We start from the raw sequence: 15,801 nt of genomic DNA on the forward strand, positions 1-15,801 counted from the left end.
TGCGTAAGATACTAGCGAGCAGTTGGTTATTTGCGAGTATTACTAGTCACCCTTTTCGCACATAGAGCCTGTAGCATTTCGGCCATCTGCCGCGCTTCCGCATCAAGCCGCTGCTTTTCGGCAACGGGCAAATTAGTTGGCTCTATATCCCGCTTCATCTCCTCGAAGCTGCTGTATCTGGTGAGTTTATTCATCGACTAGGAGCGGATTTACTGCAAGTAGCTACGTTGATTTTACTACGCCTAAGATACCAACGACAGCTTATATAGTATTAGGAGCTGTTCACAGTTACTCACCGAAGGGTTGCAATTGCTTCGCGGTGCTCGCAATGACAGCCCTTCAGTGAGTAACTGTGAACACTTCCTAGAAACTCGCCGCAAACTCCTTTGCGAACTCTTCCAGCTTCACGGTACCTAGGGCGGGTTTGTGCTGGGCGTAGTCCTCGGCCAGGGCGCCGTTGTTCATGCTGGCGTAGATGTCCACGATGTCGGTGGCGGTGCTGGCGGGCAGGCCGTTTTGGAGCAGGTTATCGCGCATCTGCTCGTCGGTGAAGGTGACCCAGCGCAAGTCGGGGCGGCCGATGGCGGCCCCTAGGGCCTGGGCTACTTCGTCCTGGGTGCGCTCGTCGCTGGCCACGTAGCGGACGGTGCGGCCGGGCGCGGCGGCGGGGCGGGTCAGTTCCTCGGCGGCGGCGGCAGCAATGTCCCTAGGGTGCACCAGCGCCACCCGGTAGCTGCCGGCGCAGTTGGCCCCCATAAAGCCGGCGCCTTTTATCATGCCCACGAAGCCGTAGTAGTTGGTATAGAACGAGGTAGGGCGCAGGTGCGTGAGCGCCAGGCCCGGCACGGCCGCCAGGATTTCCTCCACGTCGTGCGAGCCCAGGATGCCGCCGGTGCCGTGGTCGCGGTGGGCGCCCCAGCTGCTGAGCTGCACCACCCGCCGCACCCCCGCCTGCTCGATGGCCTGCGCGTAGTGCCGGCCGATGCGCTGGAAAAACGCCCGCGAATCGGCCTCGCGGTGGCCCGACGCCACCATGGCGTACAGGGCGTCGGCCCCAGCGAAGGTGGCGGCCAGGAAATCGGCGTCTTCAAACGAGCCGATGGCGGCGGTGGCCCCTAGGGCCTCGATGGCGGCCCGCCGCTCGGGCTGGCTGCTGATGACGGTGACGGCGTGGCCCTGCTGCACGAGCGTGGTAGCCAGCGGCTTGCTGATGTTCCCGAGGGAACCGGTGACGATGATTTTCATAGGGCAAAGCTCCGGGCGGTGGGGCCGGGCAGGAAGGGCCAAACGGCGGGAAGATTGGGCAAAAGGGCGGATTACGTACCTAGACGTGGCGCCTCACCCCCCGGCCCCCTCTCCGAAAAGGAGAGGGGGAGCCGACCATATGTGGACGCAAGGTGACGTCAGGCTCCCCTCTCCTTTTCGGAGAGGGGCCGGGGGTGAGGCACTTCAGTTGCTTCGTAGTTAACTTCCTTGCCGGTAGCCGGCCGGCGACACGCCGGTGTTGTTCCGGAAGAAGCGGCCGAAGGTGGACTGGTCGGCGAAGTGCAGGGTATCGGCAACCTGGGCGATGGTGAGGGCGGGGTTTTGGAGCAGCACGCGGGCCTCCAGCAGCACGGCCTCGGCGAGCCACTCGGCGGCGCGGCGGCCGGTGGCTTCCTTCACGGTTTCGGCCAGGTGCTTGGGCGTGATGCAGAGCTGGTCGGCGTAGAACCCTAGGCCGCGCTGGGTGGCGTAGTGGCGGTTGACCAGCTGCTTGAAGTCGGCGGCGATGAGCTGGCTGCGCGTTTGCACCGCCTGGGTAGCCACGTGCTGCGCGCTGTAGATGGGGGCCGTTTCGTGCAACAGAATGTGGAGCAGGCTGCGCAAAATCTCCTCGCGGTAGGCGTGCGGTGCCGCGTAGCGCTGCCCAATGGTGCGCAGCAGCGCCGCGAGGCTGGCGGCTTCGGCGGGCGGCAGCGGCAGCACGGGGCGGGCATCGCGGGCGAAGAAGGCAAACGCATCGGGGTTGGGCCCGCCGCCCGCCGCCACAAACTCCTTGGTAAAGAAGATGCTGAGCGAGTCGCAGTCCTCACTCATAAAAGGCCACTGCTTGATGACGTAGGGCGAGAGCGCCATCAGCGAGCCGGGCCCTAGGTCGTAGGTGTCGAGGTTGACTTGCAGGCGGGCGCTGCCGCTGAGCACAATCCCAATTTTATAGTACCCGCTGCGGTAGGGCCGGTCGATGGGCAGGTGCGGCACCGCCGAGTCGGGCCCCAGGAAAAGCACGGCGGCCGGCTTCTCCTCCGTTTTCGTGAGGGCGGCGAGCGGGAAAACGGGAATGGTGGGCGGCATGGGGAAGGTGTACCGTGGACTCCGTGAGTCCGCGCGTTGAATTGGCCGGTGTACTTACGCGCGGACTCGCAGCGTCCACGGTACATGCAGAAACCCCGCCGCGCCGCCGGTGGTTTAGATAACCACGGCCCGCCGCCCGGCGTATGCCTGGGCTAGCCTTTTCCCGCAATGACTGAACTCCAACGCCTGTTCCTGGCCTACGACCAGCACCGTACCGCGCGCCGCCCCTGCGCCCTGGCCACGGTGGTGGAAGTAATCGGCTCGGCCTACCGCCGCCCCGGCGCCCGCATGCTCGTGACCGAAGACGGCGAGCTGACCGGCGCCATCAGCGGCGGCTGCCTGGAGGGCGATGCCCGGCAGCGGGCGCGGCGGGCCATCTTCCAGGGCGAGCCGGCGCTCGTCACCTACGACACCCGCGACGAGGACGACCCGCGCCACGGCCTAGGGCCCGGCTGCCAGGGCGTGGTGCGCATCTTGCTGGAGCCGCTCGACTTCGCCAACCCCGACAACCCGCTGGAGCTGCTGCGCGGCTTCGCCCAGCACCCCGCGCCGGCCGTGCTGGCCACCGTGTTCGAAACCGACGCCAGCGGTCTGAAAGCCGCCGTGGGCCAGCGCGTGCTACTCGCCGAAACCGGCCTGGTGCGCGGCACCGCGCTGCTGGCCGCGCCGCTGGCCGAGGCCGCCCGCGCCACCCTGGCCCAGGGCCAACCCCAGATTTTGACCCTCGCCACCGAGGCCGGCCCGGTGCGCGCCTCGCTCGAAGTGCTGCGCCCGCCGCTGCGCCTGGTGGTGTACGGCGCCGGCAACGACGCCCAGCCGCTGGTGCACCTGGCCGCCTCCCTAGGGTGGCACATCACGGTAATCGATGGCCGGCCCAACCTAGCCACCGCCGCCCGCTTCCCCGAAGCCGCCGAAGTGCGCCTGGTGCCCGTGCGCGAGCTGGAAACCGCCACGCCCGACCCGCTGGCCTACCACGTGCTGCTCAGCCACAACTACGCCTACGACCTGGCCGCGCTGCAAACCCTGCTGGCCTCGCCCGCGCCCTACATCGGCCTGCTGGGCCCTAGGCTGAAAGCGCAGCGCCTGCTCGATGAGCTCGACGCTTTTCCGGCTGTGCAGGTGCAGCAGCTGCGCGAGCGCCTGCACAGCCCCATCGGCCTCGACCTGGGCAGCGAAACACCCGAAGAAATCGCCCTGGCCATCGTGGCCGAGATTCAGGCGCAGCACAGCGGGCGGCAGGGCCGGCCCTTGCGCGAGCGGGCGGGCACGGTGCACATCCCGGCCGAGGCGTGAGGGTGCTTGGGTTCAACGAGGACTTTATTCCCGCCATCATGGCGGGTACTAAAGTGCATACCATCCGGGCGGGGCAGCGGTGGCAGGCGGGCGAGGTGGCCCGGTTTTGCGTGCACGCCGAGCAGCCGGCGCAGCACGAATTTTGGGAGCCGCAAGCCATCGTTTCCATTCAGGATATAGCACTCACAGCCGGCGAGCTGCGCGTGGATGGCCGATTATTACCCCCGGCCGAGCTATTAACACTGGCCCAGGCCGATGGCTTTCCGACGGTAGCAGCGCTGTTCGCGTTTTTTGCCGACAAGCCCCTCCCCTTCCGCGGCCAGCTCCTGCACTGGACCGCCCGCCGCTACTAGCCCGGCCCCACCATACCCAGCATTTTGGCTTGACTGTCAGCCTTCTCTCTAGCCAGCCGCAACCCTACGAGTAGGCTAGGGTTGTATAGAATACTCTTCACTTAATTTCATGCGCTTTCAAACCGGCCGGCGGGCCATTCGGCTGAGACAGCAGGCGGCAGCGCCGCTCCAATTCAATCCGTTCGTTTTTAGTCGCACGTTCTTTTTGTGGGTGCTAGTGGGCCTGGTAGGCGGCATTATTGCGGGGGCCTACTGGCTGGTGCTAGCGCAGCTCCTTAAGCTGCTGGGCCTGGTGAGCGGCTGGTGGGTGGTACCCCTGATGGGCGGGGCGGGGCTGCTAGCGGGCGGTATCATTCATCGCCTCGGCGACCCCGGCGAGATGAGCCTGCTGGTCAACAACATTCGCTTTCGGGGAGGGCGGCTCGACCCGCGCCACAGCGTGGCCATGGTGCTGTCGTCGCTGCTCTGCATTGCCAGCGGCGGCAGCGCCGGCCCCGAGGCCCCGCTGGTGCAGGTGACGGGCTCCACGGCCTCGTGGCTGGCCCAGAAGCTGCGGGTGCGCGGCGAGGGCTTGCGCACGCTCAGCATCGCAGGCATGGCGGCGGGCTTCACGGCGCTATTTGGCGCCCCGCTAGGCGGTGGGCTCTTTGCCCTCGAAATATTGCACCACAAGCACCTGAGCGAATACTTCCAGGCGCTCATTCCGGCCTTCGTGAGCAGCTGCGCCAGCTTTATCATTTTCATTCTGATAACCCACATCGGTATTGGGCCAACCTGGCACTTCCCGGTGGGCGGCACGCCGCAGCTCAACGATGCCTTTTATGCCGTGGGCTACGGCGCGGTGGGCGCGGCCGTGGGCTGGGGCTTTATTGCCCTGGTACGGCAGCTGCGGGGGGGGTTTGGCCGGCTGCCCGTACCTATCTACGCCAAGATGGGTAGCGCGGGCCTGCTGCTGGGCGTGCTGGCCTACTACGTACCGCTGGCCCGCTACTTTGGCCATGAGGAGCTAACCGAGTTGTTGGAAAAACACTTCACTGTCGCGTTTCTGGTAGGATTGCTAGTGGCCAAGCTGGTGGCCATCGCCCTCACCGTTACCTCGGGCTGGCGCGGGGGCTTCATCATTCCGCTGTTTTTCGTGGGGGCTACCCTAGGGCTGCTCATTCACACGCTTTTTCCCTCGCAAAACCTGCCGCTGGCTATGATTTGCTGCATGGCCGCCCTCAACGCCTGCGCCACGCGCACGCCCATCAGCACGGCCATCCTGCTGGCTACCCTCACGGGTTTTCAGCAGCCGGTGCCAATACTCTTTGCTAGCCTCACGGGCTTTTTTCTGGCGCCCAAAAATCCGCTTATCAACGCCCAGCTTGCCGTGTTGGGTGCCGAGGAAGACTAGGCGCGCTGGCTAGCGCCGGACGGTTCGCTCCAGAATGGTTTCGACCTCTAGCAGCAGCGCGGCGCTCGCCAGCAGGTCGTGCAGCAAAAACAATTCTTCGAGCGAAAACAAAAACACTTGGCTGGCCACCGGCCCGGGCAGGCTGATGCTGCGCTCAGTGGCATCGAGGGTGGCTAGGGCGTGGTGGCTGCACAGCTCGGCCACCGTGCCGCGCCACTGCTGCAGCTCGTGCGGCAGCAGGCGCAGGCCCACATTGCCAAAGTAGAGGTGCAGGCAGCACCGGCCGGGGCATTGGGCAATGTAGCCCAGCGTGTTATGATGGAGGCAACGCGACATATATCCGCTTGATTAAGTTACTAGTAGATACCGAGCAAGCCCTACTGCCGCCACCGCCACCGCCGGCGGCGGCCCGGCCCCTAGGGGCCTAGTGCCGGCACGAACGAACCACGCTTAGCAGCCTCACCACGATAGCTGTACTCCCGCGCTGCTCGCCCGCACCGGGCTTGCCTCGAATATCTGTTTAGAAACGTTCTAAACATGAGCAAATGTATACCGCACGCACAAGCGCCGCAAGTTTATTTAGAAATATTCTAAATAAACTTGCGGCGCTACCTATTTCTGAATACCCCTATGGCCTATTCTTCCATTATATCCTCGTTCCAGAGGGCGGGCTCGGCGTTGATGAACTCATTCATCATGTCCACGCATTCCTGCAAGTCCAGGTCTACCACTTCTACGCCGTGGCTTTCCATAAATTCGCGGGCGCCGTCGAAAGTGCGCGACTCGCCCACCACGACTTTCGGAATTTTAAACTGCACGATGGTGCCGGCGCACATGTAGCAGGGCATCAAAGTGCTATAAATCACGGTATCGCGGTAGGTAGCCTGGCGTCCGGCGTTGGTGAGGCAATCCATCTCGCCATGCTTGATGGCCGAGTTTTCCTGCACGCGCTTGTTGTGGCCGCGGGCTACGAGCTTGCCGGCGCGCACCAGCACCGAGCCAATGGGGATACCGCCCTGCGACCGGCCCAGGCGGGCTTCGTCGATAGCGGCTTGCATGAATTTATCCATAAGAAAATAGCTAGAAGCAACGCCAATTGGTTGCTGGGGAAGGTAGGCAGCGCCCTTCAAAGTAGCCCTTAAGAGGTGGTGGCTGCTCGCTGGCAAAGGTCGGTGAGCGCCGCGATACGAAGCACCAGCTCCCTTCAAAGCTGCGGCCCCGGCTGGCTTGGGCGACGGGGCCACCCCTAGGGCCCGCAGCAGCCTAAAGCCTTGTTTTTCTGGCAAGGTTATTGGCAACGGAGCCTGGTAATTCATTCTATTCTTTCGCACAGTTAGAAAGCCCTGGCCAACTTTGGCCAGGGCTTTTTTGGAAGCGCGGGCCGGGCTGCATCTTTGCAGCCGCCTGGCCCCATGCCGCCGGCGCTCCCTATGGCCACGAAAATTCTGCTGGTAGAAGATGAGCCCAAGGTTTCGGCCTTCATTCGGCGCGGGCTGGAGGAGGAAGGTTACGAGGTGCAGGTGGCCTACGACGGCCCTTTTGGCTTGCGCCTAGCCCTAGGGCAGGCGTTCGACTTGCTGATTCTGGACGTGATACTGCCTGGCAGCAGCGGCATTGAGGTGTTGAAGGCCGTGCGCGCCCATGACCAGGAGCTGCCCGTGCTGATGCTTACGGCCCTAGGCACCACCCAGGACAAGCTGCTGGGCTTCGACGGCGGGGCCGACGACTACCTAGTCAAGCCCTTCGACTTTGTGGAGCTGCTGGCGCGGGTACGCGCCCTCACGCGCCGCCGCGGCCCGCGCACCACCAAGGGCACCCAGCTCACCCTGGCCGACCTGATGGTGGACACCGCCGCCAAAACCGTGGTGCGCGCCGGCCAACCCATCAAGCTCACCGCCCGCGAGTTCAATCTGCTCGAGCTGCTGCTGCGCCACCAGGGCCGCGTGCTCAGCCGCGCCGAAATAGCCGAGCACACCTGGGAAGAAGCCTTCGACACCGGCTCGAACGTCATTGACGTGTACGTGAACTACCTGCGCAATAAGGTAGACAAAGGATTTACCAAGAAGCTGATTCACACCGTAGTGGGCATGGGCTACGTGCTGCGCGAGGAATAAGCGGGCCTAGGGGCACAAACCACAAAAAAGGCTTTCTCCTTACCGGGGAAAGCCTTTTTACTGCTGCCTTACGCTACCCTTACTGGTTGCGCGTCATCAGCGGATTGCTCGTGATTTCGGTAATCGGAATGGGCCAGATGTAGATAGCATCGGTGGGCTGCACGGCAATGGCCACGCCCTTGGCCGGCATGGGCGAGAGCGTGCGCATAATGTCGAAGTAGCGGATGCCTTCGCCCAGGAACTCAATGCGCCGCTCTAGCAAGATGGCGTTGATAAAGTCGGTGGCCGAGGTAAAGCCCGTGTAGGCCGTGCCGTTCGAGCGCGTGCGCACGGCGTTGAGCAGGGCCAGGGCCTGGGCATCGGCCGCCCCGTTGGTACGCACGCGGGCTTCGGCCAGGCTCAGCATCACCTCGGCGTAGCGGATGACGGGCGCGTTGTCGGTGTAGGGCGTGCCGGTGGGGTACTTCTTGAGGAAGAACTCGCCGGTACTACCCTTCACCACAAAGTTGGTGCGGCGAGCATCAGTAGCCCCCCAGTTGGCGTTGGCGTAGATGCTGCCGTCGGCCGTGTTTAAGCTATACTCGCCGTTGCCTCCTAAGTTAGATGGCAGGTAGTAGTACGACAGCTGGTTCTGCGTGCCGGGCTGGTCCTGCGAGGTGAACGGAAACGACAGGATGCTCTCGGTGGTCGTTTGGGGCGGCGCAAATACGGCCGTTACCGACGAGTTGAGGGCGTTGGCCACGCCGGTGGTGGCGGCGTAGGGAGCCGCGCCGGGCACCAGCTTATTGGCTTCCGTTATCACCGAAGCGTAGTTGCCCATGCTCAGGTACACGCGCGATTTCAGGGCGATGGCCGTGTTGCGGTGCGCCCGCGTAATGTTCAGCGTCGCGTCGTTGTAGGTCAGGGGCAATACCTTCTCCGCAAAGTCGAGGTCGGCCAGAATCTGGGTGTAGATGTCGCCTACCGACGAGCGGGCCAGGGCGTTGTTGGCCGGGCTTTTCTCGGCTAGCAGGCGCAGGGGCAGGCCAGGCTTGCTGCCGGCGCCGTCGGCGTAGGGCCGGGCGTAGAGTTGCAGCAGCGAGTAGTAGCTAAGGGCTCGCAGCAGGCGCGCCTCGCCCCGGTACTGGTCGGCGGTGGTGCCGAACGAGGTGGCGAAGCTAGCCTGGTTGGCGTCGAGGCCGGCCAGGAACACGTTAATCTGGTTGATGGCCTCGTAGCCGTAGCTCCAGCAGTTGATAACGTCGTTCTGCGAAGTTTCCGTTTCGGTGTGGTTCCACACGGTCAGGCCCGTCACGGCGTTGGTTTGCCGGTTCAGAAAATCGTTGAGCTGAATGTCGCCGTAAATCTGGTAGCGCCCCCCTAGGAAGCCGCCCGTCTTCACGTAGCTGTACAGCGCGTTCACCTGCAAGGCAATGCGGGCCGGGGTGCTAAACACCACCTGGTCGGAAAACTGGTTGGAGGGCGCGGGATAGAGCTTATCCTTGTTGCAGGCAGTGGTGCCGAGCGCCAGCGCAGCCGCCGTGGCCGCCGTGAAAAAAGTATTTCTAGCAAAAAAATGCATAGCGATAAGGCAGATTAAAAGTTCACGTTGAGGCCGGCTGTGAAGGTGCGGGCCTGGCCCACCGAGTTGCGGTCGACCCCGGCGGCGGTGTTGCTGGCGCCGTTGGTAGAAATCTCGGGGTCAATGCCCGAGTACTTCGTGATGAGCAGCGCGTTTTGCACCTGCACGTAGAGGCGGGCGCTGCTCAGGCTGGCCCGGCTCAGCAGCGACGAGCGCAGCGTGTAGCCCAGCGCGATGTTGCGCACGCGCAGGAAGTCGCCCTTCTCCACGTTCGACGACATGGGCAGGGCCGAGCCGTTCGATACGTTGTCGCCGTACACCACGGCCGGGTACAGGGCGTTGCGGTTGTCGCTCGTCCAGTGGTTCTTGATGTCGGCCGCGTTGTTCCAGAAGCGCTGGTCGTGCAGGCCGGCCTTGGTGCCGTTGTAGATGTAGTTGCCGCCCGAGTACTGCAGGAAGATGCCGAGGTCGAAGTTCCCTAGGGTGAAGTTGTTATCCAAGCCGCCGTACCAGGTGGGCAGCACCGGACCGTAGTACACGCCGTCGGTAATCTGGTTGGGGGCGGTAGTGGTTTTGCCGGTAGCCACATCCGTCCAGCCCGAGCCCTGGTACTGGTACTGGGCCACCGAGCCGTCGGCTTTCTGAATCATGCGGCGGCCGTTGTCGGGGTTTACGCCCAGCGACTGCACCACCAGTATCGAGCCAATCGAGCGGCCAACGGTGGTGTAGTTCACCGTTTCGAGGCCCGAGGTAGCGCTGGCGATGTAGGGCTGGCCCGTAACCAGCGTCAGCACTTCGTTGTGCAGCGAAGTGTAGTTGCCGCTCACCGTCCAGCTAAACGCCTTGTGCTGAATGGCCTGGAAGCGGGCCGTTACCTCGAAGCCGCGGTTGAGCATGGAACCCACGTTGGCCGGAATGCTGGTGGCGTACCCGCCGGGGCCGGCCGGAATACCCAGCGAGGGCGCCGTCGGCACGGGCAGAATCAGCCCATCCACCAGGTTGCGGTAGTAAGTACCTTCCACCGTCAGGCGGTCTTTAAGCCAGCCCGTGCTGATGGTAATATCCGTCTTGCGGCTGGTTTCCCACTTCAGCGCCGGGTTGCCGGCCTGGTTGTAGTAGAGGTTGGCATTGGCGCCGTACAGGCCCGAGCCGTAGAGCTGCAGCGAAGCAAAATCGTTCACGCCCTGGTTGTTACCTACCGAGCCGTAGCTGCCCTGCACCTTCAGGAAGTTAAGCACGTTGGCAATGCCCGCGTTCTTGTAAAACCCTTCCTCCGAGATGATGTAGCCCAGCGAGCCGCCGTAGAAGTTGCCCCACTTATCGGCAAAGGCCGAGTAGCCGTCGCGGCGGGCGTTGAACGAGAGCAGGTACTTGTGGTCGTAGTTGTAGGCGAAGCGCCCGAAGAACGACACCAGGTAATTGTAGCCGATGCCGTTGCCCGAGGCCGAGATATTGGTGAAGTTGCCCTGATAGTTGGTGAAGAACAAGTCGGCCACCTGCGTGCGCGAGGCCCCCCAGTACTGGGAGTTAGTGGTTTGCTGCTCGTTGCCTACCAGCAGGTCGAAGTTGTGGTTCCCAAAGCTGTGGCTGTACGTGCCAGTGTTCTGCCAGTCCCACAGCCGGAAGTCGTGGTAGTAGTTGTCGGCCTCGCCGCCCGGCGAGTAGCCGTCGCCCGCGATGGGCGTGTAGAAAGCCTTGTCTTCGTAATAGTTGTTGCTAATACCAAACTTCGAGCGCAGGTGCAGGCCCTTCAGCGGCTCCAGGTCGGCATATACGTTGCCCTGAATCTGGTTGGAATTCGAGATAAAGTAGTTGTTGTCGAGGTCAACCACCGGGTTGTAGTAGCCCGGCAGCAGGGCTGCGGGCGGGTTGGTCGTGCTCAGCGGGTTCAGGTTGGCCCCCGCCCCGATGCCGGCCCCGTTTGTGTTGTAAGAGCCATCGGCGTTGAAGGGCGCGATGTTGGGGGGCAGTACCAGCGGAATGCGCCCTAGGCCCGACGTGCTGAACGCCCCGCCCGATACGGAGCCCGAGTTGGGGGCGCGGTTGTAGAGGTGGCTGTAGCTGAAGACGGCGCCCACCGTGAGGCGGCTGAACACCTTATGGTCGACGTTGAAGCGGCCGCTGTAGCGCTCAAACTCGTTCTTTTTCAGCATCCCCTTCTGGTTGGTATAGTCGACGGACGCGTAGTAGGTCGTCTTCTCGTTACCCCCCGAAAAGTTCAGCGACTGATTCGACGATACCCCCGTCTGGTAGATGTAGTCGTACCAGCGCGTATCAATCAGGTTGTTATTGCTGTCGTAAGAGGGGCGGAAGTAGGGCGTGGTAGGCGCGGCCAAGCCCCGGTTGGCAAACAGGTTGTTTACCGCCTCGTTCTTGATGTTCATGTAGTCCTGGGCCCCTAGCACGTTGTAGAGGCGCACCGGCGTGGTCAGGCCCAGCCAGGCGTTGTAGCCCACGTGGCTCTGGCCCTGGCGGCCGTGCTTGGTGGTTACCAGGATGACGCCGTTGGTAGCGCGCGAGCCGTAGATGGCCGTCGAGGCGGCATCCTTCAGCACTTCCACGTTCTCAATATCCTGCGGATTGATGTTGGCCAGCGGGTTGTTGGGCACCGCGTTCAGCTGCGAGTTGTTGCCGGTAGAGGTAGGCACCCCGTCAATCACAATCAGCGGCTGCGAGCTGAGGTTGATGGAGTTGATGCCCCGAATGCGAATAACCGGCGGGTTGTTGAGCAGGCCGTTGGGCGTGGTTACGTTTACGCCGGCGGCGCGGCCCTGCAGCTGCTGGTCGAAGCTTTGCACCGGCGTGTTGGCAATGGCCTTGCCCTCCACCACGGCAATCGTACCGGTGTTTTCGCGGCGGGCCTGCGTGATGCCGTAGCCCACTACTACTACCTCGTCGAGGCCCGTGGAGCTTTCCAGCGTCACGGTCAGCTTGGTGCGGTCGTTCAGGGGAATTTCCTGGCTCACGTAGCCCACGAAGGAGAACACGAGCCGCGTGGTGGCGGCGGGCACGGCCAGCGAAAACCGGCCGTCAATATCGGTGGTAGTACCGCGGGCACCTCCTTTTATTATCACGGTCACGCCCGGCAGGCCTTTGCCATCAGTACCGATTACCTGGCCGGTGATAGTGCGCTCGTCGGCGCGTTGGGCAACGGTCGGCGCCTGGGCTCGCAAGTCGTGCGCGGCAAGCGCGCCTCCCACAAGTGGGAGTAACAGTACAAGTTTTTTCATCCTAAAATGTTAAAGGGTACATAAAAAACACTGCGGCGAATATACTGGCCAACTATAATTATCCTAGGGCATAATCGCCTTTTCACCCCTTTTTCTTGCTAAATGGCCCATTTTTAAAGGGCACATCAGCCAATTAATAGAACCGTCTGTAAGAGTTAGCCTCCCTCCCGCAACCTTTACTAGTGGAGCGCGCAACAGTACTCATCCCACCTAGGAGTGGGGGTAGCAGGCAGTACAATTGCCCGGATATTTGCGTTGGCGAAGCTGCGCCGGACGCGCCTTTCTTTACTTATGACTATTCGCAACCGCTTGACCTGGCTTTTCGTGAGCATCGTGGCCGTACTGCTGCTGGCGGTGCTGGCGGGCGTGTTCATTTTGCAAAGCACCTACACCAAGCGCGAGTTTCGGCAGCGCCTGCGCGAGCGCGCCCAGGTAACGAGCTACATCTACTTAGAGAAGGACGAGATGCGGGCCAGCGCCTTCCGCGACTTCGAGAAAAAGTATCTGCAGGCGCTGCCCAACGAGATTTTACAGGTGTACGACGCCGGGGGGCGCGTGCGCTTCGTGGCCGAAGACGAGCGCGTGCGCCTCTCCGACGCGCTGCTGGCCCGCATCGTGCTCAACAAGGAAGTGTACTTCACCCTGAGCGGGCGGCAGGCCATCGGTATCTTTTACCACGACAACCAGGGCGACTTTATCATCGTGGCGGCGGCCGAGAACGTGTACGGCCAGCGCCGGCTCAAGAGCCTGGCTGCCATCATGAGCCTCACGTTTGTGGCCAGCCTGGTGGGTATTTATGCCCTAGGGCGCGCGTTTGCCGGCAAGGCCCTGGCCCCCATTGCGGCCCTCAACGACCAGGTGGACCGCATCACGGCCCAGGACCTGCACCAGCGCGTGGACGAGGGCACGCTGCGCACCAGCGAGCGCGACGACCTTACGCGCCTGGCCCGCACCTTCAACCGGCTGCTGGCGCGGCTGGAGGCCAGCTTCGACGGCCAGCGCACGTTTGTGCGCAACGCCTCGCACGAGCTGCGCACGCCGCTAACCTCCAGCATTGGCGAGCTGCAGGTGCTGCTGGCCCGCGAGCGCCCCGCCGAAGCCTACCGTGAAGGGGCCGCCTCGGTGCTAGGCGAGCTGCAGCAGCTAAAGGAACTGATTAACAACCTCCTGGATATGGCCCAGGCCGAGGGCAACGTGCCCCTGACCGAGGAAGTGCGCCTGGATGAGCTGCTGTGGGAAGTGCGCGAAGCCGTGGCGCCCGCCCAGCGCAGCCGCGTGCAGGTAGACCTGGGCGACCTGAGCGAGATGCCCGCCGACCCGGCCGCCTACGAGGTGCGCGGGCACCGGGCGCTGCTAACCCGCGCCCTGGGCAACCTCGTTGATAATGCCCTGAAGTACTCGCCCGCCGGCCAGCGCGTGCGGCTAAGCCTGCGCTGCCGCCCCGGCGGGGGCTGCCTGGTGCGGGTGGCCGACGCCGGGGTGGGCATTGCGGCCGACGATTTGGCGCAGGTATTTCAGCCGTTTTTTCGGGCGGCCAGCGTACGCGGGGTGGTGGGGCACGGCGTGGGCCTGCCCCTGGCCCAGCGCATTGCGGCGCTGCACGGCGGCACGCTCACGCTGCGCTCGGAAGTGGGCCGGGGCACGGTAGCCGAACTGGCCTTCGATTAAGTTAGGTGCCCTAGGGTGGCGCTTAGCGGCGCTGCCGCCTGACTGGCCCTAGGGGCTATTTTCGGGCTTGCGGGTAACTGAGAGCAGTTTTTTCAGAAAATTCCTTGTTTTAATCCGTTTCTAATGGACTTCTAATTTGGGGTTAATGTGGCCAGGGGAGCTTTGCAGCACTTCTTCGCCATGAATCTCTCGACCTTCTTTTTGCGCACCCTGGCGGCAGCCGGGGGGGCGCTTAGCCTGGCGGTAGCCGCCCCCGCGTGGGGACAGGCGCTGCCACCCAGCTCGGCCCGGCCCGCCTCCAGCACCGTGCTGCCGCCCAGCCAGGCGCCAGCCGCTACCCCCGCTACCACTACCGGCCAGCAAACCACCACCCGCGGCGGCGTAGTGCCGGCCCAGTTGCCGGGCCAGCCTACCAGCCCCACCCAGTTTGGCCAGCCCGGCCCGGCCCTCACCAGCCCCGACAGCCCCACGCCCCTTACCGGGGGCAACGCCACCACGCCCGGTGCTAATGCGGTGCCTACCACCCCGGGCGTGCCGGCCGCGCCCCACACGGCGGGCACCAGCGGCGCGGCCCCGGGCAAATACGACGTGAACGTGGGCCTGGCCCAGGGCGCTACCCTAGCCCCCCTGGCTACCGATACGCTGCGCTTCACGCTCGACCAGGCCATGCTGCGCTTTATGCAGGCCAACTTCCAACTGCTGGCTCAGCACTATAATATAGATGTGGCCAACGCGGCTATTCGGCAGGCGCTGCTGCGCGACAACCCCAACCTGCAGGCCGAAATCAACGCCTATAACCCCAATACGGGCACGTTCTTCCCGCTGCAAAAGCAAACCGACCCCATCTCGCCCACGGGCGGCACGGTGGTGGTGCAGCTGCAGCAGCTCATCGATATCTCGGGGCGGCGCTCGAAGCTCACGCAGCTTTCGCGCACGGGGCTGGCGGTGCAGCAGGCCACGTTCGAGGACGTATTGCGGCAGGCGCGCTACCAGCTGGTGCAGTCGTTTTACAACGTGGCGGCCGAGCGGCGCAAGCTCAGCTTCACCGACCAGGAGCGCGCGCAGCTGGGCCGGCTGCTGGCCGCCTACCGCGAACGCCTGCGCCTGGGGGTGGTGGCCAGCTACGAGGTGACCCGCCTGGAGCTGGAGCAGCAGAGCCTGGAGCGCGACCGCGCTGACCAGCTCAATCAGCTAACCCAGGACGAGGCTACGCTGCGGGTGCTGCTGGCCGCGCCGGGCACGGTGTTCGTGGCGCCGCAGGGCGTCGAGTTTTTGCCCGAGCCGCCCGCCGCGGTGCCCGCCCTGGCCGACCTCACCACCCAAGCCTACAGCCTGCGGCCCGACTTGCGCGCCGCCACCGAGCAAACCACCTACGCCGACCAGAACCTGCGCGTGCAGCACTCGCTGGCCATTCCGAAGCTGCTGGTGGGCGTGGACTACGCCAGCCAGGGCAACACGTATCCGCACTACTTCGGGGTGCAGTCGGCCATCGACCTGCCGGTATTCAACCGCAACCAGGGCAACGTGCAGGCCGCCAAGATTGGGGTGCAGCAAACGGGCATTGCCCTAGGGGGTACCAAGCTGCAAGTAGAGCAGGACGTGAACACGGCCTACGAACAGCTGCAGCGCGCCATTCAGCTGCGCCAAACTATCACGCCCGACTACCTGGCCCGCACCGCCAACGTGAGCCGCGACGCCGTGACCGACTACAACCGCCGCCTGATTGATTTGGTGAGCTTCATCGACAAGTTCCGCGCCTACAAAGACGCCCAGCTCAACCTCATCGACATCGGCAACCGCCTCTTACAGGCCGAGCAGCAAGTCAATTTCGCCACCAACGCCAAGGTTTTTTAAG

The 15,801-nt window shown here is 63.6% G+C and carries 13 protein-coding genes; 6 read left to right on the plus strand and 7 right to left on the minus strand.

Annotated features, from left to right (window positions below; all coding sequences use genetic code 11):
- Positions 1-26: 26 nt before the first annotated feature.
- The 3 genes from HHL22_RS08425 to HHL22_RS08435 form a co-directional block, all read right to left on the minus strand.
- Positions 27-194 carry a hypothetical protein gene (locus HHL22_RS08425; RefSeq protein ID WP_169530475.1) on the minus strand — a complete coding sequence of 56 codons (168 nt, stop codon included), beginning with the start codon at positions 192-194 and terminating at the stop codon, positions 27-29.
- A 169-nt stretch (positions 195-363) separates the two neighbouring features.
- Positions 364-1,245: an NAD(P)H-binding protein gene (locus HHL22_RS08430; RefSeq protein ID WP_169530476.1), complete on the minus strand. Its 882-nt coding sequence runs from the start codon at positions 1,243-1,245 to the stop codon at positions 364-366.
- Between the two features lie 219 nt (positions 1,246-1,464).
- Positions 1,465-2,334 (minus strand): AraC family transcriptional regulator, encoded by an 870-nt coding sequence (locus HHL22_RS08435; protein ID WP_169530477.1) that lies wholly within the window; start codon positions 2,332-2,334, stop codon positions 1,465-1,467.
- A 168-nt stretch (positions 2,335-2,502) separates the two neighbouring features.
- On the opposite strand from HHL22_RS08435, the gene HHL22_RS08440 reads away from it, so the two are divergent.
- The 3 genes from HHL22_RS08440 (at position 2,503) to HHL22_RS08450 (ending at position 5,373) form a co-directional block, all read left to right on the plus strand.
- A complete protein-coding gene (locus HHL22_RS08440; RefSeq protein ID WP_169530478.1) occupies positions 2,503-3,627 on the plus strand; it encodes an XdhC family protein in 1,125 nt (374 codons plus the stop codon).
- Between the two features lie 38 nt (positions 3,628-3,665).
- Entirely contained in the window at positions 3,666-3,980 is a 315-nt protein-coding gene (locus HHL22_RS08445; protein ID WP_169530479.1) for a hypothetical protein, read from the plus strand.
- 109 nt (positions 3,981-4,089) lie between these two features.
- Entirely contained in the window at positions 4,090-5,373 is a 1,284-nt protein-coding gene (locus HHL22_RS08450; RefSeq protein ID WP_169530480.1) for a chloride channel protein, read from the plus strand.
- A gap of 9 nt (positions 5,374-5,382) precedes the next feature.
- Here HHL22_RS08450 and HHL22_RS08455 read toward each other — a convergent pair whose 3' ends face one another.
- Together HHL22_RS08455 and HHL22_RS08460 are read right to left on the minus strand one after the other, a co-directional pair.
- On the minus strand, positions 5,383-5,709 hold the full coding sequence (locus HHL22_RS08455; RefSeq protein WP_169530481.1) for a hypothetical protein: 327 nt from the start codon (positions 5,707-5,709) through the stop codon (positions 5,383-5,385).
- A gap of 299 nt (positions 5,710-6,008) precedes the next feature.
- Positions 6,009-6,443: a nucleoside deaminase gene (locus HHL22_RS08460; RefSeq protein WP_169530482.1), complete on the minus strand. Its 435-nt coding sequence runs from the start codon at positions 6,441-6,443 to the stop codon at positions 6,009-6,011.
- 360 nt (positions 6,444-6,803) lie between these two features.
- On the opposite strand from HHL22_RS08460, the gene HHL22_RS08465 reads away from it, so the two are divergent.
- On the plus strand, positions 6,804-7,487 hold the full coding sequence (locus HHL22_RS08465; protein ID WP_241737993.1) for a response regulator transcription factor: 684 nt from the start codon (positions 6,804-6,806) through the stop codon (positions 7,485-7,487).
- Between the two features lie 79 nt (positions 7,488-7,566).
- On the opposite strand, the gene HHL22_RS08470 is transcribed toward HHL22_RS08465, so the two are convergent.
- Positions 7,567-9,048 (minus strand): RagB/SusD family nutrient uptake outer membrane protein, encoded by a 1,482-nt coding sequence (locus HHL22_RS08470; RefSeq protein WP_169530484.1) that lies wholly within the window; start codon positions 9,046-9,048, stop codon positions 7,567-7,569.
- 14 nt (positions 9,049-9,062) lie between these two features.
- The gene (locus HHL22_RS08475; RefSeq protein WP_317172640.1) at positions 9,063-12,248 is read right to left on the minus strand and encodes a SusC/RagA family TonB-linked outer membrane protein; all 3,186 of its coding nucleotides are present in this window, start codon (positions 12,246-12,248) and stop codon (positions 9,063-9,065) included.
- A gap of 321 nt (positions 12,249-12,569) precedes the next feature.
- Between HHL22_RS08475 and HHL22_RS08480 the strand changes: the two genes are divergently transcribed.
- Both HHL22_RS08480 and HHL22_RS08485 read left to right on the plus strand, forming a co-directional pair.
- Positions 12,570-13,946 (plus strand): sensor histidine kinase, encoded by a 1,377-nt coding sequence (locus tag HHL22_RS08480; protein WP_169530486.1) that lies wholly within the window; start codon positions 12,570-12,572, stop codon positions 13,944-13,946.
- Positions 13,947-14,126: 180 nt separating this feature from the next.
- Positions 14,127-15,800 carry a TolC family protein gene (locus tag HHL22_RS08485; RefSeq protein WP_169530487.1) on the plus strand — a complete coding sequence of 558 codons (1,674 nt, stop codon included), beginning with the start codon at positions 14,127-14,129 and terminating at the stop codon, positions 15,798-15,800.
- Position 15,801: the final 1 nt, after the last annotated feature.

The organism is Hymenobacter polaris, from assembly GCF_012927305.1.
Lineage (GTDB): Bacteria > Bacteroidota > Bacteroidia > Cytophagales > Hymenobacteraceae > Hymenobacter > Hymenobacter polaris.